General features: G+C 37.1%; 17 protein-coding genes. 9 read left to right on the top strand and 8 right to left on the bottom strand.

The genetic code is table 11. The features are described from left to right. Positions 1 to 44: 44 nt before the first annotated feature. Complete coding sequence (locus ACFIKY_RS00755) at positions 45 to 674, top strand: 50S ribosomal protein L25/general stress protein Ctc (RefSeq protein WP_375619359.1); 630 nt, start codon at positions 45 to 47, stop codon at positions 672 to 674. A 76-nt stretch (positions 675 to 750) separates the two neighbouring features. Further along, complete coding sequence (gene pth, locus ACFIKY_RS00750; RefSeq protein ID WP_375661290.1) at positions 751 to 1332, top strand: aminoacyl-tRNA hydrolase; 582 nt, start codon at positions 751 to 753, stop codon at positions 1330 to 1332. A 236-nt stretch (positions 1333 to 1568) separates the two neighbouring features. Here the strand turns inward: pth and ACFIKY_RS00745 are convergent, their stop codons facing one another. Further along, complete coding sequence (locus ACFIKY_RS00745) at positions 1569 to 2312, bottom strand: L,D-transpeptidase (protein ID WP_375661289.1); 744 nt, start codon at positions 2310 to 2312, stop codon at positions 1569 to 1571. Between the two features lie 268 nt (positions 2313 to 2580). Here ACFIKY_RS00745 and ychF point away from each other — a divergent pair, with 268 nt between their 5' ends. Beyond that, complete coding sequence (gene ychF / locus ACFIKY_RS00740; protein ID WP_375661288.1) at positions 2581 to 3684, top strand: redox-regulated ATPase YchF; 1104 nt, start codon at positions 2581 to 2583, stop codon at positions 3682 to 3684. A 158-nt stretch (positions 3685 to 3842) separates the two neighbouring features. Here the strand turns inward: ychF and ACFIKY_RS00735 are convergent, their stop codons facing one another. The 4 genes from ACFIKY_RS00735 to petA all read right to left on the bottom strand — a co-directional run bounded on the left by ACFIKY_RS00735 (position 3843) and on the right by petA (position 7093). Continuing rightward, entirely contained in the window at positions 3843 to 4283 is a 441-nt protein-coding gene (locus tag ACFIKY_RS00735; protein ID WP_012754882.1) for a PRC-barrel domain-containing protein, read from the bottom strand. 113 nt (positions 4284 to 4396) lie between these two features. Then, entirely contained in the window at positions 4397 to 5290 is an 894-nt protein-coding gene (locus ACFIKY_RS00730) for a cytochrome c1 (RefSeq protein ID WP_375635722.1), read from the bottom strand. Beyond that, complete coding sequence (locus ACFIKY_RS00725; protein WP_375647053.1) at positions 5284 to 6540, bottom strand: cytochrome bc complex cytochrome b subunit; 1257 nt, start codon at positions 6538 to 6540, stop codon at positions 5284 to 5286. The genes ACFIKY_RS00730 and ACFIKY_RS00725 overlap by 7 nt, the downstream gene beginning before the upstream one ends. 4 nt (positions 6541 to 6544) lie before the next feature. After that, complete coding sequence (gene petA / locus ACFIKY_RS00720) at positions 6545 to 7093, bottom strand: ubiquinol-cytochrome c reductase iron-sulfur subunit (protein WP_330167301.1); 549 nt, start codon at positions 7091 to 7093, stop codon at positions 6545 to 6547. Positions 7094 to 7820: 727 nt separating this feature from the next. On the opposite strand from petA, the gene ACFIKY_RS00715 reads away from it, so the two are divergent. Next, a complete protein-coding gene (locus ACFIKY_RS00715) occupies positions 7821 to 8297 on the top strand; it encodes a tRNA (cytidine(34)-2'-O)-methyltransferase (protein ID WP_375661287.1) in 477 nt (158 codons plus the stop codon). Positions 8298 to 8889: 592 nt separating this feature from the next. On the opposite strand, the gene ACFIKY_RS00710 is transcribed toward ACFIKY_RS00715, so the two are convergent. After that, entirely contained in the window at positions 8890 to 10143 is a 1254-nt protein-coding gene (locus ACFIKY_RS00710) for a CCA tRNA nucleotidyltransferase (protein ID WP_375661286.1), read from the bottom strand. A gap of 249 nt (positions 10144 to 10392) precedes the next feature. Between ACFIKY_RS00710 and ACFIKY_RS00705 the strand changes: the two genes are divergently transcribed. The 5 genes from ACFIKY_RS00705 (at position 10393) to ACFIKY_RS00685 (ending at position 19011) form a co-directional block, all read left to right on the top strand. After that, complete coding sequence (locus ACFIKY_RS00705; RefSeq protein ID WP_375652886.1) at positions 10393 to 11424, top strand: AAA family ATPase; 1032 nt, start codon at positions 10393 to 10395, stop codon at positions 11422 to 11424. Then, on the top strand, positions 11425 to 12336 hold the full coding sequence (locus ACFIKY_RS00700; protein ID WP_375652888.1) for a DUF58 domain-containing protein: 912 nt from the start codon (positions 11425 to 11427) through the stop codon (positions 12334 to 12336). It begins immediately after the preceding gene. Then, complete coding sequence (locus tag ACFIKY_RS00695) at positions 12333 to 15131, top strand: DUF4159 domain-containing protein (protein WP_375661285.1); 2799 nt, start codon at positions 12333 to 12335, stop codon at positions 15129 to 15131. The genes ACFIKY_RS00700 and ACFIKY_RS00695 overlap by 4 nt, the downstream gene beginning before the upstream one ends. Beyond that, the gene (locus tag ACFIKY_RS00690; protein ID WP_375635729.1) at positions 15128 to 17224 is read left to right on the top strand and encodes a glutamine amidotransferase; all 2097 of its coding nucleotides are present in this window, start codon (positions 15128 to 15130) and stop codon (positions 17222 to 17224) included. The genes ACFIKY_RS00695 and ACFIKY_RS00690 overlap by 4 nt, the downstream gene beginning before the upstream one ends. A gap of 896 nt (positions 17225 to 18120) precedes the next feature. Further along, entirely contained in the window at positions 18121 to 19011 is an 891-nt protein-coding gene (locus ACFIKY_RS00685) for a metallophosphoesterase family protein (RefSeq protein WP_375635730.1), read from the top strand. Between the two features lie 1451 nt (positions 19012 to 20462). On the opposite strand, the gene ACFIKY_RS00680 is transcribed toward ACFIKY_RS00685, so the two are convergent. Further along, positions 20463 to 21281, bottom strand: coding sequence for an outer membrane protein (locus ACFIKY_RS00680; protein WP_375644858.1), 819 nt, complete (start codon positions 21279 to 21281; stop codon positions 20463 to 20465). A gap of 709 nt (positions 21282 to 21990) precedes the next feature. Beyond that, on the bottom strand, positions 21991 to 24936 hold the full coding sequence (locus tag ACFIKY_RS00675) for a bifunctional [glutamine synthetase] adenylyltransferase/[glutamine synthetase]-adenylyl-L-tyrosine phosphorylase (RefSeq protein ID WP_375661284.1): 2946 nt from the start codon (positions 24934 to 24936) through the stop codon (positions 21991 to 21993). Positions 24937 to 24999: the final 63 nt, after the last annotated feature.

Below are 24999 nucleotides of genomic sequence, written 5' to 3'. Positions count from 1 at the left end.
ACTGTTTTTGAAGGATCTCCAATCATGTAAAAAGGACTTAAATTATGAGCAAAAGCTACACTCTTAAGGCCGAAAAACGCGAGCGGGTTGGTAAGGGGTCCTCCCGTGAACTTCGCCGCAACGGTCTTATTCCTGCTGTCATTTATGGTGAAAAACAACCTCCTTTGGCAATAACAGTTCCCTATAAAGAAATTTTCTACAAAATTCATGCCGGTGGCTTTCGTACCACCATTGCAACGATTATTCTTGACAAGCAAAAAATTATGGTTTTGCCAAAAGATTATCAATTAGATCCCGTGCGTGACTTTCCCCTCCATGTAGATTTCTTACGCATTTCAGCAAAATCCGTTGTAGAAGTGAATATTCCTGTCCACTTCCTCAATGAAGATACAGCACCTGGACTTAAAAAGGGTGGTGTCCTCAATATTGTTCGGCACGAAATTGAATGTACGGCTCCAGCAAGTGCTATTCCTGAAGCTATTGAAATTGATCTCTCCAGCTACTCTATTGGTGACTCTATTCACATTTCAGCAGTGCAACTGCCAAAAGATGTGACTCCCATCATCCAAGATCGAGATTTTACCATTGCAACCATTGCAGCGCCTGCTGGCATGGATGTCAGTGATGAAACTTCTGAACAAGAAGATGATGAAGAAGACACGCAAACTTCATAAAACTTAAAAGGCGGAAATTTTTTCCGCCTTAATTTATGAGACATTACCCTTACTCATACTTTGACTGAAGATACACATGTGGCTTATCGCTGGTCTTGGCAATCCTGGTTTACAATATCAAAATAACCGCCATAATATCGGTTTTATGACTGTTGATGCCATTTATCAGTCCTTCTCTTTTTCTCCATGGTCGAAGAAGTTTCAAGCAGAAATCTCTAATGGTTTCATAAATAATGAGAAAATTTTTCTTATCAAACCCCAAACTTTCATGAATCTCTCTGGTCAAGCTATCGGTGAAGCTTTGCGATTTTATAAAGTAGATCTGAAGAATTTGATCATCATTTATGATGAGTTAGACCTGTCACCGGGAAAAGTTCGTATAAAAATTGGTGGAGGAAATAATGGGCATAATGGTATTAAGTCTATTGATGCCCATTGTGGCACTGACTATTGTCGTATACGCATAGGAATTGGTCATCCTGGAAGCAGAGAACTTGTTCATCAGCATGTTCTGGGAAATTTTACCAAATCTGATCAAGAGTGGTTATCCCCTCTCTTAGAGACAATTGCAAAAAATATCGCTCTCCTTATAAAAGATGACAAATCCCTCTTTATGAATGAAATTTCACAAACGATAAAAAACAATCAAAACCATTGACTTGCGTGTCACAGTCGCGTGAAGCATATGGATAAGAACTCTTGAAAAAAATGTCTCTTATACACTTTCTCAAAGGCAAAATCTGTTGGCAACCTGAGAAGCTAGAAAATAAAATAAGAATACAAGCTTATACACACTTTTGAAAAAGAAAGGCTTATATTCTCTCTTGAGAGAAAGAGAAGATTGAACAGCAAACCAAAATACTCAAACAGTTCTCTTCAATTTTCTCCCCTAAATTAAAAAAATTCATTTGGCTGAATGGTCGACTGTAGCGGATCATAGCCATTTGATTGTTGACTATAAACTGTAGGAATATTCCTATTGTTTTGTAATACCACAACACGCGAACCAACGGGAACACGATCATAAAGATCAATAATATCTTGATTAAGCAAACGAATACACCCACTTGAAATAGCACGCCCAATTGACCACGATTCGTGTGAGCCATGAATACGGAAAAGTGTATCTTTCCCATTTTTGAACAAATAAAGTGCCCGCGCACCTAATGGATTATCGGGTCCTGGTGGCATTCCTTTCCCAAGATGACCATAACGTTCTGGTTCTCGAGCCATCATAGCTGCAGTAGGAGCCCAATTTGGCCAACGACGCTTGCGCTGTACAACCCCTTCACCTTCAAATGCTAAACCTTCCTTACCGACCCCAATCCCATAACGTAAAGCCTTTCCATTTTCACCAATAAGGTAAAGAAAACACTCTTGCGTATCTACAACCAATGTTCCAGGTGGATAAGATGTATAATAAATCACTTCTTGTCGCCAAAACTTTGGATCAATTGTCGCAAGATCAACAGCAGGTAACAAATAGGTCTCATTCGTTACAGGACCGTACAAAGCCTGTATTTCTGGTGGAATGTATCGAACTTGTTGAAAAGAAACTGATGACATATCTGACTGATGTGTAGCACATCCAGCTAAAGCCAAAAGTGCTGCAATTAAAAAGACACAACGAGATAACACTCTTCTATTTTCTCCGATTAATTATTTATGCAGATTTGCATACCATGAAAAACTTAGCACATTATTAACATTAATTCGAAGTTTTCTTATCCTTGAGACTAAGGAGAGCATTAAGATAAGAAGAACTAAGGTAAAAAAAGCAAATTATCTGTTACTTTAGACTTTTTTCTCACTTATCGCAACACAAAGACTATAACTCTTCTAAAAATATGCTATAAATAAAGAAGCTTTATCTTGACTATAAAATCAAAAGAAAAGAAAGACTCTCATGGGCTTTAAATGCGGTATTGTCGGATTACCTAATGTTGGGAAATCAACTCTTTTTAATGCATTAACAAAAACAGCCACTGCACAGGCTGCCAATTATCCTTTTTGTACCATTGAACCCAATACCGGTGAAGTTGCTGTTCCAGATTTACGAATGGAAAAAATTGCATCAATCGCTGGTTCAAAAGAAATAATTCCTACACGCATTAACTTCGTCGATATTGCGGGGCTTGTACGAGGAGCTTCAAAAGGCGAAGGTTTAGGAAACAAATTTTTAGCCAATATTCGCGAAGTCGATGCCATTGTCCACGTTTTACGCTGTTTTCAAAATGAAGATATTACCCATGTAGAAGGACGTATTGATCCTGTTTCTGATGCCACAACCGTTGAAACCGAACTCATGCTTGCCGATCTTGAGAGCCTTGAGCGACGAATCGTACAAATCCGTAAACGTGCGACCGGAAAAGACAAAGAAGCTCTCACAATTTTACCCATTATGGAAAAAGCATTAAACATACTGCAACAGGGAAACCCTGTCCGGTTATTACTCAAAGATATCTCTTCCGATGAACACCACATTCTTAGGAGTTTGAATCTTTTAACCTCCAAGCCTGTACTTTATGTTTGTAACGTAAGCGAAAATGACGCCGCTCATGGAAATAGCTTTACCCAAACAGTTGAAAAAATGGCAACAGAGCAAAATGCGCAAAGCATTATCATTTCTGCTTCTATCGAAGCGGAAATCACACAACTGAGTGATGCTGAAGCATCAGAATATCTCAATGCTCTAGGACTCTTTGAACCAAGTTTAAATCGCCTTATTCGCGCTGGTTACCATTTACTTGATCTCATTACTTACTTCACCTGTGGGCCTAAGGAAACACGAGCATGGACAATTACGCGTGGTACAAAAGCTCCCCAAGCAGCTGGCGTTATTCACTCAGATTTTGAGCGCGGTTTCATTCGTGCCCAAACCATCAGCTACAATGACTATATTGCTCTGGGTGGAGAAAGCGGTGCAAAAGAAGCAGGAAAAGCCCGCGATGAAGGAAAAGAATACATTGTGCAAGATGGCGATGTCATGTTATTTAAACATAATACTTAAATCTTCACTCTGTCTTAATAGTTTATCTTGAAAACTTTGTAATAGGTCCTTGGAATCTTGTCGCAAAAGCTCCCAAGAATTTTTTGAACAAAAAAAACGTTGCTAGCATATTATTATGATAGCAACAGTTTTATCCATTAAAGAATGGGAATATAAAATTAGCGCGTCCAACGCCCTTCGTATTTAAATGTTGGAGCGTCCTTTAAAGAATCCTTTGTCGCATTTGTAATGAGTTTCCATTTACCATAATCATTTGTCATCTGGATTGTTTCTGGAGAAACGACCACATAACTCTCGCCTATGCCAAGAAAACCACCAACAGCAACAACAAACCCTGCAATATTATTTTCACGTAAAATAATATCTTTTACTTCACCAATATTTTCATCTTCTATATTATATACATTGGCGCCTATAAGGCTGGAAGCAACAAAATCCGTTGCTAAAGGTGTCACATAACGCACAGACTTATCTACCCCCACCTGTACAATACCCGTCGAAGAGATCATTTCAGGTTTTGAAGGCACTTCAAAAGACTGAGCGTAAGTACTAGAAACCATCAAAATTGACATAAGAGTAGTACATGCAATTTTTTTCATTTTAACATCTCCGTTTTTACTTTGCTTTTACTTTATAAAACCTCAATGCATCATAAACAGATTTGTTCCTTATGCTCTTTATACTCTATACTCTTTCAAGCCTTGTCGCTTTATCATTTTCTCTTTATTTCGTCTTTTGTTTCTTTCTCTAACTCTTCTTCTAAACCACACCAAATACGATTTTTTAAAATATAAACAAGCCCTGCAAAAATGATTAAAAATAAAATAACACGAAAACCGGTTTTTTTACGAATTTCCATATGAGGATCGGCAGCCCACATCAAAAAAGCAGAAACATCGCGCGCGTAATGTTCAATGATTTCTGGGGTTCCATCTTCATAAGCAACCATACCATCACTCAAAGGAGGAGCCATAGTTAAAGAATTACCGGCAATAAAATAAGGATTATACCAATAACCATCCGCAATTTTTATCTCCTTCGGTGCCTTCTGATATCCTGTTAAAAGAGCTGTAATATAATCTGGACCAGCTGTATCATAATGAGCCAATGCATCAGTAATTAAAGCAGGAAACGGCAAAGATACACCACGTGCACGTGCCATCAATGACAAATCTGGAGGATAAGCACTATTTAAAATAAATCTTGCTTCTTCTTCATGTGCAAAGGGAGAAGGAAAATAATCCGTTGCAACCCCAGCACGTTTAAAAAATTTTCCTTCTCGATTAGGACCATCGCGCACTTCATATTGCCGCGCCAAAGCTTTAATCTGTTCTTGATCATACCCAAGAGCTTTTAAATTGCGAAAAGCCACATATTTTAGCCCATGGCAGCTGGAACAAACTTGTTTATAAACCTTTAATCCACGCCTCAATTGCGCCTTATCATAAAGCCCAAATGGACCTGAAAAACTCCATTCTTGTTTTTTAGGAATCCTTAAAGGAAAAGAAATAAATTCCTCCTCCTGATCAGAGGCATCCCCCGCTAAACTCTGAGCAGAAAAGCTCATAGCAACGATAACAATCAGTCCGACAAAAACATTTACCATAGTCTCTTTTTTTTCTGTTTTAAATCTTGCATAATTGAAGAAGGAAGAGAACAATTTTTTTCAAACGCTGGCAAAGTCGGCAAAATAACCAAAAAAAATATAAAATAATAAACCGTAGCTAATTGCGTCCATAAAAGGATTTTGTCATTTATTTCTCTTGACCCCAACCAACCAAGGAAAACGACATCAATAACCAACGCCCAAAAGAAAATTTTATAAACAGGTCGATATCTTGCTGAACATATTTTAGAGCGGTCTAACCATGGCACAAAAATTAAAATGCAAATCGAACTGACAAATAAAACAAAGCCCACAAAAGTTGAAGGGAAAATACCAATATCAAAAGTTATAGCACGAAGTATCGCATAAAAAGGCAAAAAATACCATTCTGGAACCACACGAAGAGGTGCCTTTAAAGGATCTGCCACACTATAATTTTCAGCCTGCCCCATATAATCAGGCATATAAAACAAAAACCAGGCAAAGAAGATCAAAAAAACAGTAATAGCAAAAATATCTTTGATAAGCGCATAAGGTGAAAATGGAACCGTTTCCTTATCTGATTGTATAGCAAGACCCGTTGGATTGCCTTGCCCAACACAATGGATTGCCCAAATATGCAGCCCCACAAAAAGAAGCAAAACAAATGATAAAACATAATGGAAAACATAAAAACGATTCAACGTTGGTTGTCCTACGCCATAACCACCCAGAAGTGTCTCATGCAACCATGTCCCCACAAAAGGTATCGTTTTTAAAAGCCCTGCAATCACTGAAGCCGCTGAAATAGACATCATCCCCCAAACAAGCACATAACCAAAAAATGCTATTGCCATCATGATGATATAAATAAAAATACCTGTAACCCACACCATTTCTCGCATATTTTTATAAGAACCATAATAAAGTCCACGTGCCAAATGGATATAAACAGCAATAAAAAAAAACGAAGAGCCTACAGAATGCCATGGACGAAAAAGCCAACCAAACTGCCCTTCACGCCGAAATCGTTCACTGGTTTCAAAAGCCAAATGAATATCTGGAACATAATGCATAGCCAAGACAATACCAGTCAAGAGCTGTGATAAAAGCATAATGGTCAAAATACCGCCAAATGTGTAAAAGTAATTAAGATTACGCGGAACAGGAAAAATCACAAATGTATTATAAAAAAAACGAGGAAGAGGAAAACGCTTATCAAACCAACGAGCAAGAGCATTTTTAGGACAATAAGGAGGAAACCTTGTCATAACCTTATCCTATTTTGAGCAAAGTATCAGAAAGAAATTGGTAAGGTGGAATAGCCAAATTATAGTTAGCTGGACCTGACCGCACTCTTCCAGCGGTATCGTAAACAGATCCATGACAGGGACACAACCATCCTCCAAATTTACCCGATTGCCCAAGTGTTACACAGCCTAGATGCGTACAAAGATTAATAACAATAAGCCAATTTTCACGTCCTTTACCTGCTGAACGCGCAAAATCTGTTGCTTCTTTTTCACCTTCAAGATTAGGATTGCGCGCTTGACGATCTTTTAGAAGACTCAATTCAGTAGCGCGCGCATCAGCAATTTCTTTTGTTGTACGGTTTCGAATAACAACAGGCTGTCCTCGCCACTTTACCGTCACCGACATCCCCTCTTCAATACCAGAAAGATCAACCTCAACAGAGGAAGATGCCAAAACAGCTTCATCTGGACGCAACTGACGGATAAAAGGCCACGCAACCGCTCCCATTCCAACTGCTCCTGCAACAGCTGTTACCAAAAACAGAAAATCCCGCCTCGTTTGCTCACCCATGGACTTAACTTAAAGAGACTATTTGCTAAAACATTCTTCTACCATACCCTCTCCCATTGTACAATGCTTGATCACTCAGTTGCATCAACCATAAAAACATCCCCGTAAAAAACTTCTGCCATTTGTATGGTCTATACAAAAAACTGTTTTATAATGATAATTCATCGTTTTACAGAGTGAATGAAATCCTGAAACACCGTAAGTTTCTTTCATTTCAAACCTATTCATATTAATCAATCAAAATTACTCCCCCGCCTGTGAAAAACGGAGATAGCGTGTAAATAAACACTCCTAAAGAAAGAAACATAGTCTTATTATGACCAGATCTCAGTAAATAAGTTGAGCTTATCGGTTATTTCTTTAACACATTTACAGCATCTCTCCCTCCCTCAATTCCAACTGGTTGAATGAGTATTTTTTCCGCTTCTGCTTTTGCATAAAAAGCATATTTTGTTGATTTTCATTAAAATGGATGATCTAACCTCATTAAATATCCCACTTTTCAACATAATGAGCCAATCCATTTCATGTATCGCTCAATAAAAGGAAGTCCCTAATAGGGAGATTCTCTCTTATCCCAAACAAACCTGTGTACATAACTTTTTCCCTGAAATTTAAAGTGAATAAAAATAAAACATAAAAAAACATGTATTTCTCAAAGCATATTTTTCGAATAAATTGTAACGCTTCTTTACAAAGTTGAAAGAAAAATCATATTACAGAGAACATGACACTTCATATAGCTCTTTTCCAACCTGATATCGCTGGTAATACTGGAACGATTTTACGTCTTAGCGCTTGTTTTGGTTTACATGTGCACATTATTGAACCCGCAGGCTTTAATCTGTCGGATCGTAATCTCAAACGCGCAGGATTGGATTATCTCGAATATGCTTCCTTAGAACGACACATTGATTGGCAACATTTTATAAGCTCCATGAAACACTTTAACCGCCGTCTGTTGCTTTTAAGTACAAAAGCAAAAACATGCTATACGCAGATATGCTATCAAAAAAATGATGTTTTACTTTTTGGTCGTGAAACAGCTGGCGTTCCCGATTATGTTCATGAAACGGCCGATTCCACATTGAAAATTCCCATGCAACCACAGGCACGCTCTCTAAATCTCGCCATGTGCGTAGCCATAACAACGGGAGAAGCATTACGCCAAATTGGTTATCATGAAAGAAACTGTAATCTATAAAAACACAACAATTCCATTAAAATCTTTAATAGAACAATAAAAATACATGAAATATGGTTTTAAATAATTAAAAAAATATTTTTTATAGAATATAATGAGTAATTAAAAGCGCATAAAGTTCAATAATACTTTTGGAATAACTTACAGAATGCCTATAAAAACTCATAAATTATCACGAAAAACAATATACAACATATAAAGAACAGTTAGAGCGTATAACACTTATCATTTTCCAACAATCAGGTGCTGATAAAATAACATTTCTTAGTGCCCATCACATCCATTTCATATCACCACCTATGAATGATTAAATACTCCTCATAGTAAAAATCCATTGGACATCCCCCTCTTTATGCTCATACAAAATGCAAACCGCTATCATTATTCTCTTTATCCGTTTTCACTTTCGAGAATCCTTATCTTTGAGATGGTTCATAAAAGACATTTTTTCTCTCTGTAATCATTTTTCCTCACACGGCTTCCCACTTGTAACGTGTAAGGCTATAATTTTGATTGATGTAATATGAACAGGTTTGAAATAACCTTACAATATTCGGAGCTCTTGTTTCACATGACGAATAATGAATTATTATTATAAATCAATTTTTTCTAATAATGCATGACGATCCATTAAAAATCCGCTTTCGACCCATATCATTTCTAACTCTTTAAGCTTTTTTCCTAAAAGCACACCTTTAGCAAAACCTTTCTTTATTAAATCGTTACCATTAATGGGAAAAGTTGGAATCTGCCATTTTTTGGCAAGCTGATGAAGCTTGACATAATCCTCTGCTCTTTGCAAAGCATCACTTTTTTCCAGATTATCGAGATGTGATGCAGCGACAGACAACGATAATTGATCTAAAACTGGCTGTCGTCCATGAAAATAAATCAGTTTTTGCACAAAATGATCAGAACAGTTTTGGTTTATTATTTCTAACTCTGCCCATTCTTTTAATCGTGTTGTTTCTTTATGGGAAAAATGCAAGCGCTGTGCCATTTCATGAAGACGTATGGGGTCAGGAGGAAGAAGGCTTTCTAGCCGTAACAATGGATCAACTTTCCAACCAAAAGCGTATTCTGTCTTCACCAATGCGTGAATTGCATCAATACCCCATCGTTCTGTTTCAGGAAAAATAAGTGCCAAAATTCTGCTTTGTCGCATCCATAAAAGAGCACGCGTTGGATCAAACGCCGCAAGAAGCTTTTTCATTTCTGCCCAAATACGTTCAGAAGAAAGTTTTTTTAAACCGTGTTTTAAACTAACACATGCCTTCAATCCTTGTACATCAGGTCGCCCTGCTCCATACCATGCAAAAAAGCGAAAAAAACGTAAAATACGCAAATAATCTTCGCAAATACGATCTTCTGCAATCCCAATAAAACGAACTGTTCGGCTAGCAATATCACTCAAACCTCCCACATCATCATAAAGATTGCCAGCAGCATCACAATAAAGCGCATTTATCGTAAAATCCCGCCGTTCAGCATCTTTTTTCCAATCACGACCAAATGCCACTTTTGCATGACGACCATCTGTTTCAATATCGCAGCGAAGCGTTGTAACCTCATAAGAACATGAATGAGCAACTACTGTTATTGTACCAAAAGCAATCCCTGTAGGAATAGCTTTAAATCCTGCTTCTTCTACACGTGTAATAACCTGTTGCGGCAAACAAGTTGTTGCAATATCAATATCACTAATAGGCTGCCCTAGCAGTTGATTGCGCACTGCTCCCCCTACAATACGCGCCTCTTCTCCCTCCAAAGACAAAACACGAAGAAGTGTTTGGATATCCTTTTGTTGTAACCACGCAACCTGTTTGAAGTCCTGTCTTATATTCACCCTTTAACCTTTCAAAAAAGTTGTCTTCATTGCTTTAAAGAACTCTCTTCATAAAACAAAATTTTTAAGACATCCCTTATAAAACACGTCTATTCCTTCCAAAAAAAACTTTTCTCTTCTTGTATACGAATATGAAAAAAATGGCATATGATACTTCATTTCTTCTCATTTTCTGTTACAAACAATAAAATATCCATTATCATGCAGAGAAAATTACCATTTTTGCGACAAACGCCTTAAGGAAGAAATATGAGTCAACATGATCTATCATCCAATTCTGTAAAAAAGGTCAATATCAATCATGAGGCTCAAGTCATTATTGATGATATTGATATGGCACACAAAGAATTGGATATTTTACAACAAGAAATTGACAAAGTTATTTTTGGGCAAAGTCAGGTAATCGAATATGCTTTAATCTCTATTTTTGCTGGTGGTCACGCCCTTCTTGTCGGTGCTCCAGGACTTGCAAAAACACGTCTTGTTGAAACATTGGGAACAGTCTTAGGGCTTGATGAAAAACGCATCCAATTTACTCCTGACTTAATGCCATCGGATATTATTGGTTCTGAAATTATGGATTCCGATAAAGACGGTAAACGTTCTTTTCGGTACATTCAAGGTCCTATTTTCACGCAACTTCTCATGGCCGATGAAATCAATCGTGCTTCTCCACGGACACAGTCAGCCCTTTTACAAGCTATGCAAGAATATCATGTTACTGTTGCAGGTATCCGTTATGATTTGCCACAACCTTTTCATGTTCTTGCAACGCAAAATCCTCTCGAACAAGAAGGGACCTATCCACTTCCTGAAGCACAACTGGATCGCTTTTTGATGCAAATCGATATTGACTATCCTGACCTCACAACAGAGCGACGGATCATTTTAGAAACAACAAAAGAAAAGAAATCAAATGCAAAACCAATTTTATCCGCCAAAAAATTGCAAAAAATTCAAAATATCGTTCGCAAAATGCCTCTTTCAGAAAATGTGATCGAAGCTATTTTAAAAATTGTCCGCTCAACTCGCCCTCATAAAGACAATAGCCTTGCTAATACTTATGTTTCTTGGGGACCTGGTCCACGGGCATCACAAGCCCTTTCACTTTGTGTTCGCGCCCGTGCTCTTTATTATGGACGCTTAGCCCCCTCACTTGATGATGTTGAAGCATTGGCCTATCCCGTATTACAACACCGCATGGCTCTTAATTTTTCTGCCCGTGCTGAAGATGTAACTGTAAAAGATATTATCAATAACCTTGTGAAAGATGTTCTTTGAATGGCTATTGGCAAAAAAGTTTTACAAAAGCCTCCATTGTCGCTGGCAAATGAACTGCATAAGGATACTGGCAAAATGCCATATTTCCTTTTACAAGCACGTCATATCGCTAATACACTGATAACCGGATGGCATGGACAACGCAAACGCGGTAATGGGGAAAACTTTTGGCAATTTCGTCCCTATGTTGAAGGAGAATCTATTACCCGCATTGATTGGCGTCGCTCAGCGCGTGATGAAAATACATATCTCCGCGAACACGAATGGCAAATGACACAAACCGTTTGGCTCTGTCCTGATCAGAGCGCATCAATGCATTACTGTTCGCGCTTTTCTAAAATCTCTAAAGGTAATCATGCCATTATTCTTACCCTTACCCTAGCATCACTTCTTGCTCGCAGTGGCGAACATATTGCTATTCCAAACTTAATGTCCCCCACAATGACATCCAATGTCGTAGAGCGAATAGCCTTTGCTTTAGAAAATCATTCAGATGAAAATTCATTTCCGGATTTTTCAACGATTACACGCTTTTCACATGTCGTTATAATGAGTGATTTTCTCGACTATCCTGAAAAAATCATCCAACATTTAACCGTTTTAACTACAAAACAGGTGACAGCTCATTTAATTGAAATTTCTGATCCCGCAGAAGAAAGCTTTCCCTACGCAGGTCACACAGAATTTTTTGATCCTGAAACGAAAGAGAAACATGTTTCCACAAAAGCAGAAGATCTTCGTAAGAGCTATTGTAAACTATATCACGCAAGGCGACAAGAGTTGGCAAATTTTTGCGCACGTCAAGGATGGTCTTATCACGTTAGTAAAACGGATCAACCTTTAACAGAGACCATTTTTCATCTTGCAAATACAATGGGCGACTCTCCATTGCAAAAAAGGAGGGCCCTTTGAGTTTTGCTGCTCCCTTTCTGTTACTAGGGCTTTTGTTCCTACCGGTCATTTGGTGGCTGTTGCGGATAACTCCTCCATCTCCGCGTAAAGAGCTTTTTCCTCCGTTACGCTTCTTACCCAAACCAACTCATCAGCAGGAAACAGCAAAACATACACCTTGGTGGTTGCTCTTGTTGCGTTTAACCATAGCGGCACTTGTTATCATAGCGTTAGCACGCCCCACGTGGGATCAAAAACCAATCAGCTTTTCCGGATCTCAACCCCTTGCACTCATTATTGATAATGGTTGGGCTTCTGTAAAAGAATGGAAAAAGCGCATCTCTATCGCTGAAATGCTCCTTGCTCAGGTAGAAAAACAGCAAAAAAATATTTATCTTATTGCAACGGCTGAAAATGATATATCCAATATAGAGCCGCAACCCGCCAAGATTATAAAACAGCATTTAATGCATTTGCAACCGCGTCCTTGGCCTGTCAACCGTGTGCACGCACTGAAAAAACTCAGAAAAATAACCAAAGGAAAACCTCTTGATGTTGCTTATTTAAGTGATGGATTACAAACAAATGAAGATGAGCAAGCTTTTGCTTTGCTTGAAGAATTAAAACCTGAAAAATTCTTATGGTATTTGGCTGATATTTCCGATTTAATCGGCATAACATCCGTAGAAAATAACGATGGAAGCATGGTCGCGCGTATTATCCGCTCAACAACACACGGCAAAACTTCCGCTACACTCAACCTCTACGATTCAAACAATCAACTTCTCGGTCAATTTACGAAAAATTTCTCTGAAGGAGAAACAACAGCTCTTGTTCCTTTTGATATACCACTTGAACTACGCAATGATATCGCTTGGATAAAAATGAATAATCAAAACCATGCTGCTGCAACTTTCTTGGTAGACAGCCATAACAAGATAAGCCGTGTTGCTCTTCTATCACCCGATACCAATGAAATGGCACAGCCTTTACTTTCTCCATTTTATTACATTATCAAAGCATTACAGAAATATACACAGCTTATAACCGCCGGTGGAAGAGAGCTTTCAACGGATATTGATTATTTGCTTAAACAAAATCCATCTGTTTTCATTATGAGCGACATGGTTAACATGCCTGAAAAAGCAGAAAAAAAACTTTCTGATTTTGTGAATAAAGGGGGAACACTCATCCGCTTTGCAGGAGAAAAACTCAGTAGTGCAGAACATTATGATAGTCTCCTTCCGATACCGCTACGTCAGGGGCAACGTTTCCTTGGAAGTATTATGTCTTGGACGAAACCACAAAAGCTTGCCCCTTTTGCAAAAAATAGCTTTTTCTTTGATCTTCCTTTTCCAGAAGATGTCACTGTCTCGCGCCAAATCCTCGCAGAACCAACCCCAGATCTTTTTGAAAAAACGTGGCTTAGCCTTTCGGATGGAACCCCTCTTATTACCGCAGTAAAACGTGGTAAAGGAACCCTCATTCTCATTCATGTTGCTCCTGACCCCACATGGTCTAATCTTCCTCTTTCTGGCTTTTTTGCACAAATGTTGCAAAAACTAATCACATTAGGGTCTAACGAAAACACAAACTTCACACACAGAGAAAAAAGAACAATGGTACAAAACCCGTGGCGAACCATAACCGCTGACGGACAATTACAAGTACCACCCTCTCATGTTGTTCCACTGGTCTTTGACTCTCAAAATCCACCCCATCCTTCCTATAATACTCCCCCAGGACTTTATGGTGTCAAAAGCGATTTTTATGCACTCAATCTCTTAACTCATTCGTCGCACTTGATGAAACAATCATCATTGCCAACTTCTCTTAATAAAAGCCCTTTATCTTACGATACAAAAGAAAAAAATCTTATCGGTCCACTTTTAGGATTAGCCATCTTATTATTCGCCTTTGACAATTTTCTCATTTTATGGATGGGAGATATTTTTTCTTTCATGAAACGGCGTAATATGTTTCTCCTCCCTTTTATAAGTCTTATTGCCTTGTTTTCATATGATCCAACTCTTTATGCACAAACGAAAGAAAATCATCATGATAGTGTACAAGCTGCTGGTGCAACACATCTTGCCTATGTTATAACCAATAATCATGAAATTGATACAACGAGTAAAAGTGGTCTAGAAGCGTTAAGTCAATTTATCGCAGAACGTACAATGCTTACCCCAGGCTCTGTTACAGCACTTGATCTCGATAAAGATGAACTCTCTTTTTATCCTCTTATTTACTGGCCAATTGATGTTAAGAGTCCTATACCTACTCCCAAAAGTCTTGAAAAAATAAATAACTTTATGAAACATGGGGGAACAATTTTATTTGACACACGCGATCAGATAAAGAGCAATCTTAATCTTGAAGGAGATGCCACTCCAGAAACGCAACGATTACGAGATATCTTAAAAGAGCTAAATATTCCATCCATTGAGCCAGCATCAACGGATCATGTTGTTGCACGTTCTTTTTATATTATGCCAGATTTTCCTGGTCTCTACCGTGGTTCACCTTTATGGATTGAATCCTCATCAACAAACAAAAAAAATAAAAATTCTCTTGCTAGCGGTGATAATGTAAGTTCTCTTCTCATCACCGCCAATAACTTTGCCGGTGCTTGGGCACTGGATGAAAAAGGGACATGGAAATATCCCCTTGTTCCCAATGATCCAATGCAACGTCTATGGGCATTTCGTGCAGGTTTAAATATTGTCCTTTATGTTCTTACAGGAAACTATAAAGCGGACCAAGTTCATGTTCCAGCACTCTTGGAACGCTTTAAAAGAGAAAGAAGGCAATGATATCATTTTTCACTTTTCAGCCTTTTTTACCACTCATTTGGATTCTGTTCTTAAGTGGAATATCGATGCTTTTTGTCGTTGTTGGTCTTGTTACGCAACGTCAAGGTTCTTTATTTCGTCTGATGGCATTAAGCGCCCTCATCCTTGCTTTGCTCAATCCAATGATCATAAAAGAACAGCGCGAACCACTGAAAAGCACAGTAGGTATTGTCATTGACCGCAGCAAAAGCCAAACATTTGGAACACGTACAAACGATAGTGATGAAGCGCGCGCGCAATTAACGCAAGCATTGGCGCATTATCCACAATTTGAACCACGCTTTATTGAAGCTGGAAAACTTGCTGATAATCAGTATGCGCCCTCAACGAATTTGTTTGATGCTTTAACACAAGCAGTATCTGATGTGCCGTCCTCTCGTTATGCAGGAACCATTTTTATCACCGATGGACAAGTACATGACATCCCTTCCATTTCAGACCTTCATCATAAAGCACCTCTCAATGCTCTGATTACAGGACACTCAGATGAATTTGATCGCCAAATCAAGTTTATTTCTCCTCCACGCTTTGCCCTTGTCAACAAACCACAAACGCTCTCCATTTTGGTAGAAGATAAAGGCCCCGCCAAAAAAACAATACCACAGAAAGCAAATATTACACTAAGCGTCAATGGACAAAACATTGGCCATTATTCTGTAACTCCTGGCGTGATTTTTCAAACTGAAATTACCCTTCCTCATGCTGAAAAAAATATTATCCAAGTGATAACCGATCCACACAAAGGTGAACTAAGCTTTGAAAACAACCGCGCCATAACAATCATTGAAGGAATCAGAGAAAATTTACGCGTTCTTCTTATTTCAGGTGCTCCTTATAATGGAGAACGGACATGGCGAGACCTTTTGAAAGGTGACTCCAATATTGATCTTGTTCACTTTACTATTTTACGTCCTCCCACCAAAGCAGATAATACGCCCTTAAGCCAATTATCCTTGGTGGTCTTTCCGACAAGAAAACTCTTTGTTGAAGAGATTAATAACTTTGATCTCATTATCCTTGATGGCTACCAGCACTCTGCTGCCCTACCCTTAATCTATTATGATTATATCGCCCAATATGTACAAAAGGGGGGTGCATTGCTGATGGTAACAGGACCTGAATTTACAAAAAACAACTCACTTGCGAAAACACCTTTAATAAGCATTCTACCGGCATTGCCCAATGGAACTATTATTGAAAAGCCTTTTCGCCCCACATTAACCAAAGAAGGTGAACGCCATCCTGTCACAAGGGGCCTTGCAACACTTAACCTTCCAGCTTCTCAATGGGGGCAATGGTTGCGACAAATTGCTATTCAAAACATAAATAACGGAATCGCCCTCATGAAAGGAGCCGATGAACAACCACTTTTACTTCTCGCGCATGTTGATAAAGGACGTGTAGGCATGTTGCTCTCCGATGAAAGTTGGCTTTGGGCACGAGGTTTCGAAGGCGGCGGTCCTTATGCAGCTCTTTATCGTCGTATTGCCCATTGGCTCATGAAAGAACCAGAGCTTGAGGAAGAAAAATTAAGTGCAACTAGCAGCCATCATCATTTAACAATTCACCGCCAAACTCTAAAAGACCATCCAGAACCCGCTGAAATAACCTTTCCTTCTGGAAAAAAAGAACATATCACTCTCACCAAAGAGCAAGAAGGTCTCTTCAGCGCAACTGGGACCACTAATGAAACAGGAATTTTTACCATTAAAAATGGCGATTTAACAATACTTTCTTCTGTAGGGATGCTCGATAATCTTGAATTGTTTGACTTAATTTCAACACAAGAAAAACTAGCCCCCATTATTAAACACACCGGTGGTTATATCGGACGGTTACATCCTGAGGGAAAAGAAAACATTCATCTTCCTCCATTCAAGCTGATTCAATCAAAAATAAACCCGTCTTCTTCCCCAGCACATTCAATTATTCTGAAAGAAGCGACAGAAACCCGTTTAATTAATACCTTTTATTTTTCGATATTTTCTGGTTTCTTGGCGCTGCTTGCTTGCCTTTTACTGTTGAGCAGCATGTGGTATCGTGAAAGCCGTTGAAAAATCTGAAATTTCGTATAATAGTCTTAAAATTTAGCTTATTTTTTTGTGTATTTTCTTGTCTTTTACAATTAGATAAAAACATTGATCTATAATGATAATTTATCATTATAGTCATATTGAGTCATTATTCCCTGTAGGATTTTTCTTTTTTGTAATACTTTCTATATTAAATTAATTAAAATCACTCGCTTGCACATCATTAAAAGAGGTCTGTATGAATAAAAACCATTGAAGAAAAGAGTAAAGTACCTCTTATGAATCCTCTTAAAGCAAGGATTTTCACAAAATTGGGAGGGGAATAGTATAATGGTTTTACTTTGCACCTTGTATAAATGTAAAATGGTGGCGCATAATAAGCCTTATAAACGGGGCTTTTCATAGTATTGAGAACTTTCGTGAAATGGAATCAAGCGCACTGGGAAATATCTCTTCAAAACAAATATATGAATGTACAGCACAATGATATTTTATTTGGGATATTCCTCTTGAATCGTTCTGTTTTGCGTGAAAAAATCTCCCATTAAAAGCAATACATGGCAGCCCAAAACCGTAAAAATTCCTGATAAATACAATACATTCTTTTGCATTTTATACTGAATAATTAGATTTTTTATGATAATGTGTAGTCGTATAAAAGCTATTTAAAAGTCTTAAAACTTTATGACCATCATTTTAAAGTCTATCCCATCATACAAAAGACATATCAATTGCCAAGAATGATATGTTGTATTATGTTGCTCTTTTCATAAAAAATACAATACAGCGTTAATTCTTCAAAGAATTTTCTCATATTTTCAACAAGCTATTTTTCATTTTACAATCCTTCTTGCCTTTAAGTATCAACTTATCTTATGCTTATTCTCTAAATCATTTTTAATACTCTACGAGCTTTTATGTTTTATCTTGCCCATATATCGGATGTACATCTTTCCCCTCTCCCGCAACCTTCCCTTTTTGAACTTTCTGGAAAGCGTCTTACCGGTTATCTGAATTGGCAAAGAAAACGTAAGAGTCAAATGGTAACAAATGTCCTAGAAACTTTAATAGATGCCTTAAACAAAAAAAAACCTGATCATCTTGTGATCTCTGGTGATCTTGTGAATCTTGCTCTAGATAAGGAATTTGAACAAGCACATCGTTGGCTACTTAACTTAGGACAACCTCAAGATATTTCCTTGACATTTGGAAATCATGACGCCTATGTCCGCGGTGCTTTCCAAAAAGCATGTACTCTTTTTAAACCTTGGATCACAGGTGACGTCCCTCAAAAAAGCGCCTTTCTTTTTCCTTATATGCGCATTCGCAAAAATGTCGCCATTATAGCAACTTCTTCAGCCATCGCGACACCACCTTTTCAAGCTTCTGGTTATTTTGGTAAAATACAAGCGCAAACTTTACCACTCTTTTTAAAGGAAGCAGCACAGCGTAACCTTTTTCGTGTCGTCATGATTCACCATCCCCCCTTTCCCAAGGCAACATCTTGGCATAAAAAACTACGAGATATAAAACGTTTTCTAGACGTTATCAAATATCACGGTTGCGAACTTATTCTTCACGGACATACTCATTTACCTACATTGAATTACATTGAAGGACCTATAAAAAAAATTCCTATTGTTGGTGTTCCTTCCGCATCACAAGCTTTTGGTGATAAAAAACCACCCGCAGGCTTTAATTTATTTTCCATTGAACGCTTACAAAATCAATGGCACTGCCAATTGCAACGTTATAGCATTATAACCCCCCAAAACGAGATTGCATGTACTGAAACAATTAATCTTTAAACACCTTCATAGTTGCCAAAACAACCAAAAACATAGTTGCCAAAACAACCAAAAACGAAAGTATTTTTATTTCATATCCCTTTGGAAATCATAATTCTTATTTCTCTTTAAACGACAAAGTTCCACTTTCTCTGTCGATAAATCAATTTCTCTCAGAGAATTCCATCTGCTACCCCTCTTATATGACTGGCTTTACAAACTCACTGGTTTACTTCCTTCCCGTCCTAAAGGACGAAAATTTCTACCACACCTGATCTATAAATAATCCAGATTCTTGTCGCACGGATTCCACCTGCTAATTGTGCATGTGATTTGCTTCACAAAGCTCTACACACAAATCCCGCCTTGAATTTCATCATACACTCCTCCAAAAGCATCTAATGCATAAAATCCTTATATCACTACAGTGATGATATTTTATAGAATAATAGAGAAGCTTATTCAGCTTCTATACCTGAAAATCAATGACTAAAAAATCCCAATAATAACTAAAGTATATAATTTCAATAACCCAACCTATTTGTAATTGATAAACAAACGATGCTGATTGATTTATCGTAAATAGATTTGAAATTATTCTCTCTTATTTCACTCGACATTTATTATCGTACATTTAAAAGATTTATAAAAAATTATAGATTCTATTTCGATAACAGGCATAGGTAACAATGTTTTTTATGTCTCGATAAATTTCTAATTTTCTATCTATTTTTCCTATAAATCACTTTATAATACTCTTTATAATTATTTTATTACTATAAATTATTATTTATAATATTACATAAAATATCTAATAATAATAAAAATTATAATATGAATTTTCATTATTATTGAGTTATATTGCGGATGTAATTTTACGTACTTTAGAAATTTTTTTGTTATTAAATAAAATATTTTACGATAACGAAAAACAGAAAAGTCGATTGTATGAAAGGTATTTCAAATAAAAAAAACGCCATTAAGTTGCCAATTCATGTGTTTGTTAAAAAAGCATCTTTTAAAGCACCCAAATCCATTTCCCCATGGCACCTATGAATAATGTAATGATAAGTCCATTTAGTAGCACCATCTTTACATTTATGAAAAAGCAAACTAGTATCAAATCTCACACTTTGCCAACCCCAATCTAGCGACAGCCTTTGGCACTTGAGATGGTTCATAAGAGGCATTTTTATTCTTTCTTTAATGTTTTTTATCTCACGGCTCTCCCTCCTTTGACGTACAAAAAACATGGTTTTGATTGGTTCAACATGGTATAGGTTAAAAATGAGAAAATCTTATGATACTTGGGGCTCTCACTCAACATAAAAAGGTAAATTATATTTACAAATCAAAGTATTGTTCGAATAAAATAGTAGCTCTTTTGAGTGAAGGATATTTTCCAGCACATATCTAAAAAATAAAAGCCTCATTCGAAAATGAGACTTTTGAATTTTTAATTCTGCAAAAATTTAAAATTTATAAGCTACACCTACGCGGAAATCGTTTGTCTTGTAGCCCATTTCAAATTTATCATGCACGAACTTCTTTTTACCAAAATCTGAATAACGGTATTCTGCACGCACAATAACATTATCAGTCATTGCAAAATCAACACCACCCCCGAGGGTATAACCAATCATGGTCTTTTTTTCATCATGCAACCAATCAGAAAAATTAACTGCTCTGTTGTTGCTATCAGCAACTAACCCAAAAATATTCTGAAGCTGCGTATAAGCAACCCCTCCAGAAACATAAGGCATCACACGCTCAATCGCAAAACCAACTTTCACCCGCGTAGCACCAGCCCATTTTTGTTTTAAAGTATGGCGTACAGCTTCAATAGGTATTGCCGAATCCTCCTCATGAGAATCTCTTGTTAGATTTGTTTCTTCTGAAGAAGCTTCTTCAGTTTGACTTTTTTTTGGTCGATTAATATCTTTTGTACTCTTTTTATCAGACCACATAATATCCGTATCAATACCTATAATAAAACCATTATCGATATCAATATTGGAACCTGCATAAACTCCCCCTATAAAACCAGAAAGTTTAGGTAAATCCTCCTTTCCAATTGGATTCCATATCCCCGTCTCATCTTTTAAATAACTTGCAGTTGTTTTACCTGAAAAGCTACCAATCTGTCCTCCAAGATAAAATCCTGTCCAAGAAAAAGCAGGAACTGCAATAACAGGAACAGGCTGTTCAGGAGTAATGACATCCGCCGCTTGTACTACAGAAATTGAAATTAAAGAAAAGATAGATGTTGAGACTAAATACTTTGTAATCATAATTGCTCCCCTAAAAGCTAATGTGATACATAAATAATAGTAAATCGTTTCACATTTTTTTTAAAAAATCTATAGCAAAAATGACACAGTTACAAAAAAATAAAAGTAGTTTTAATAAATAATATTATAAAAAACTTTAAATATGCTTTGTATTTCCATTAATTATTACATATTATCTTTTATAGCTTCATATTAATCATTATTATCCATAATTATACAAATAATTATAATGTCATTTTTTTGAAAAAATGAGGTATGTAATCAATAAAGCTTTTTATCATATTGATTTCAATATGTTGGTATTATTAGTGTAATGAGACATAATCTCTATAAGTTTTTATATAAATCTGTACGATCAAATACGATCAAAATACTCTTGCATATATTCTTGTGTTGAATATCTCTTAATTCATAAATGTATCTGATATACTGCTGCTTAATAAATGACCCATATGCTTTTTCATATACAGGAGATAAGATTCATAAAGAATATCATTCACTAAACTCGTCACTCATCGCTTTTTGTATAAAGAATGACACCTAGAATGGCACATTTAACAGAGAATTTTTTTCATCACACTTGAGAAATCAGTAGAGAACTTCACTCTAACCCTCTCAAGCGTGTCTCTCAAGCGTGTAATGAAATAAAAGACAAAAATTAATATATAAAAATCGAATTAATAATTTTTATTATTCTTATAGAATTATTTTAATGTTTCATGATTTTTGTAAAAACTGAACAGACCAATTGCCCAGTTTCTGCAATTAACTTTTCAACACGAAGCAAATCAGGTTCCCCAACACTATTTAACAAAAGGTCACTTAATCCAGGTGGCATATTATTGGGATCAAGAGAATCATTTAAGCAAAGCCGTATAATTTGACTCAAATTTGTATAAAGACGATAGGCATAATGTAAATCAGCAATACATGACTGATTAAGAAAACTGTTTGGTAAGTGATCTAAAATATCAGCTGTTGTTGCTCCAATTTGAAACTCAATGACATGCGTAATAAGAGAAAATTGAGCAATAAACTCCAAATCCATAATGCCACCAGACATCGTTTTTAAATCCCATTGATTTTTTGGCGGCTTTTCTTTTGCAATCAAGGAACGCATTTCACATACTTCTTTTGCAACTTCCTTCTTATCACGAGAAATAGCAATAATTGCACACACTTCATTTTCTAGCTTTTGTAAAAAATCAGGATCTCCTGCAATGCCTCGAGCCCTTGTTAAAGCAAGATATTCCCATATCCATGCTTCTTGGCGATAATACTTTTTAAAAAATGGAAAAGAAACAGCAACAGGTCCTTTATTGCCTAACGGCCGTAACCTTAAATCAACGACATAAAGAACACCTTGGCTTGTAAGAGTGGATAAAGCAGAAATGAGGCGCTGTGCTAAACGCGTATAATATTGAGAGATATAAAGAGGCTTTTCTCCATCAGATATTTCTGCATCATCATCGTGTTCATAAAGCAAAACGAGGTCAACATCGGAATCTGCCGTCAATTCGCGACTTCCAAGCTTCCCCATACCCAATATGCCAACACGCCCCCCTTTAACACTACCATGAAGACGAGAAAATTCCTCTTGAACGGCAGCAAATGTTTTTGTAATCATAAGATCAGCAAGCGCAGTAAAAGCAAAACCCGCTCTTTCTCCTGTAATTGCACCATTCAAAATTCGAATACCAATCAAAAAACGTTGTTCATCTGCAAAAATTCTTAAATGATCGAGAATTTCCTCATAAGGAAAGATATTTTCAAGAAAATATTCAAGCCGTTTTTCTAAATACATTTTTGTTGGTAATTCTGAAAGAATATTCGGATCTAACATTCCATCAAAAACATGGGATCTGCGTGTAATAATTTCTGCAAGACGTGGAGCAGCGCCCATAATAAGGACAAGCATATCCAAAAGAGAGGGATTAGACTGCAAAAGACTAAAAAGCTGAATTCCTGAAGGTAAGCCCTGTAAAAAACTATCAAAACGCAACATCGCCTCATCAGCTCGTTTTGTCCCACCAAAAGCTTTCAAAAGAGCTGGTGTTAATTCCGTTAATCTCTCGCGTGCTTCGGCTGATTGCGTTGCTTTATAACGACCACAATGGAGAGTACGCATAATACGACAAATATCACTTGCTCTTTCAAAGCCTAAACGGCTTAACGTTATTAATGTCTCCGGATCATCTTCTTCACCTGTAAAAACTAAATTACCAATTTCTAAACCAAGTTCTTGCTCATTCTCAAACAGTGCTGCATAATGTTTTTCAACAACCTGAAGTGTTTTTAATAAATCACGGATAAAACTGCTGCTGTCTTGATAACCCATTAAATAGGCAACACTTGTGAATTGAGCAATATCATTTGGAAGAAGGTGTGTTTGTTCATCGAAAAGCATCTGAATACGATGTTCCACATTTCGAAGAAAAGCATAACTTTTTATAAGGCTATTTCTGGTTTTCTCACTGATCCAACCAAGCGTGTGAAGTTCTGCTAACATTGCAACTGTCTGGCGTCCACGTAATTGAGGAAAACGCCCACCAGCAATGAGCTGTTGTGTCTGAACAAAAAACTCAATCTCACGAATACCACCACGACCTAACTTTATATTATGCCCATAAGCTGCAATTTGACCGTAATTTTTATGCGCATGAATTTGACGTTTGATCGAATGAATATCAGCAATAGCAGCGTAATCTAAATATTTCCGCCACACATAGGGAAAAAGCTCTTTAAGAAAGTTAAAACCTGCCCTCTTATCGCCAGCAACTGGACGTGCTTTAATCATGGCTGCTCGTTCCCAATTTTGCCCACGCCCTTCGTAATACCGCAAGGCAGTCCTTACTGGTAGAGCCAAAGGAGTTGATCCTGGATCTGGACGAAGTCGAAAATCAAGACGAAAAACATATCCTTCCGCAGTGCGTTCTTGAATGATACGGATTAATCGGCGTACCATTTTAGAAAATACGTCAACACTTTCAGAAAGATTACCAATATGAGGTGATGTTTCATCAATGAAAACAATAAGATCAATATCAGAAGAATAATTAAGTTCCCCTGCTCCTAATTTTCCCATCCCTAAAATAATTAAACCACAGTCTTTTTCTGGATTTTCACGGCTTAATAAATTGATCTTACCATGATCATGCGCTTCTCTTAATAGAAAACGCAGCGCTACACTTAATGCTGCTTCGCCCAAACGTGTCAACCAAACACATGAAACTTCGTAAGTAAAAACACCACTCAAATCAGCTAAAGCAATGAGAACATGCGCTTCTCGTTTTTTGCGCCTTAAAGCAGCCATCAATGAAGTTTCATTTATAGATTCATCCTTATCAATAGCCGTAATATCATCTATAATTTCGCTCAGCCTTGTTTCTATATCAACATTTAATAAAGCACTAAGATATGATGGATTGGCAATTAAAACCTCACGCAAAAAAGGAGATAAGGTCATAACCGAACTGATAAAAACTATCTGCGTTCCACTCTCTGAAATAAGGGAAACAAGCGATTCTAAACCTTCTTTCCTTGCTTGTTCTTCCATGTCTTTTAACCATTGGGAACCACTTTTATCGAGAGGGCATAAAGGGAGAAGCTGTGTTTTTAAAAAAGCTTGTTTCGTCTGCGCTCCCTTGAAAAGCATTTTGCCTTCCTTTCTATTGCTTTATACTTTTAAAATAGTTGTTACGTATGAAAAGAGAAAAGT

The organism is Bartonella sp. CR127HXZ (assembly GCF_042194555.1).
Classification (GTDB): domain Bacteria; phylum Pseudomonadota; class Alphaproteobacteria; order Rhizobiales; family Rhizobiaceae; genus Bartonella; species Bartonella grahamii.
This window is presented reverse-complemented; position numbering and strand designations above follow the sequence as displayed.